Origin of the sequence: Kitasatospora sp. NPDC051164 (genome assembly GCF_044455625.1) — a bacterium.
Lineage (GTDB): Bacteria > Actinomycetota > Actinomycetes > Streptomycetales > Streptomycetaceae > Kitasatospora.
This window is the reverse complement of the sequence record NZ_JBITFB010000131.1, coordinates 1-1,187: the sequence shown is the minus strand read 5'-3', so window position 1 is coordinate 1,187 and position 1,187 is coordinate 1. Positions and strand designations below refer to the sequence as shown.

1 protein-coding gene and 1 pseudogene are annotated in these 1,187 nt (G+C 66.8%); both read left to right on the top strand.

Going from position 1 to position 1,187, the window contains the following annotated elements; genetic code table 11:
• The first annotated feature begins 103 nt into the window (after positions 1–103).
• Entirely contained in the window at positions 104–958 is an 855-nt protein-coding gene (locus ACIBEC_RS47830) for an IS5 family transposase (protein ID WP_360510347.1), read from the top strand.
• A pseudogene (locus ACIBEC_RS47825) lies at positions 955–1,187 on the top strand (hypothetical protein); the annotation flags it as partial. The gene ACIBEC_RS47830 and the pseudogene ACIBEC_RS47825, both read left to right, overlap by 4 nt.

The window sequence follows — 1,187 nt, the reverse complement described above, 5'->3', positions numbered from 1 at the left end:
AGAGGACGTTAAGTCCCTTTTCTCTCGGTTCGTGATCGCTCGTTCGTGTGAACGTCAGCCGTACTGGCGTGCCAGTCGGGGCTAGGGTGATGTTCTGCGACTCATGGACAGACGGGCGTATCCGAGCGACTTATCGGATGAGCAGTGGGCGTTGATCGAGCCGATGATCACGGCCTGGAAACAGGACAGGGTGGCGCGGTCGGCTACCGGGGATCCGGGGTCCTGTGATCTGCGGGAGGTCGTGAATGCGATCTTCTACCAGAACCGGACGGGCTGTCAGTGGCGCTACCTGCCCCATGACCTGCCGGCCTGGTCGGCGGTGTTCTACTACTTCACGCTGTGGCGCCAGGACGGTCTCGACCAGCGGATCCAGGAACTCCTGCGCTGCCAGATGCGGGAGAAGGCCCGCCGATTAGAGGACCCGTCCCTCGTGATCATCGACACCCAGTCCGTCCGCGCGGCCGCCGGTGTCCCGAAGACCACGACGGGACTGGACGCGAACAAGAAGGTGTCGGGGCGCAAGCGGGGACTGGCCGTCGACGTGCTGGGACTGATCATCGGCGTCGTCGTCCTGGCCGCCTCCGCACATGACAACGCCGCCGGCACCGCCCTGCTCGACCAAGCCGCCGAGCGGTGCGGCAACCGCCTGGAGAAAGCCCTGGTGGACCAGGGCTTCAAGGACGAAGTCATCATCCACGGCGCCCTGCTGGACATCGGCGTCGAGGTCGTCCGCCGCAACCCGGCCGACCAAGGCAAAGGCTTCGTCCCGCAACCGAAGCGGTGGGTGGTGGAGCAGACGAACGGCACGCTGATGCTGCACCGGCGCCTGGCCCGTGAGTACGACCACCGGTCCGACACCTCCGCCTCACGCGTCTACTGGGCCTCCACCGCGACCATGACCCGCCGCCTCACCACGCCGAGTCCAGCCTGGCGCGACACCCTCGGACTGGCCGCGTGAACGTCTCCGAGCTCCTGGCCGGCCTCCAGGCCCAGCACGACGAGGCCACCACCCGAGCCGGGGAACTACGCGGTCAGATCGAACACCTCACCGCCGCCCTGGCCGAGACCAACGCACGCCTCGCGGACCTGGCTACCACCCGGAAGATCATCGCAGACGTCGCACCAGCAGCAGGATCCGAACCCGATCCGCCCAAGACGAACACGGCCTACCAGGCCATCGTGAACGC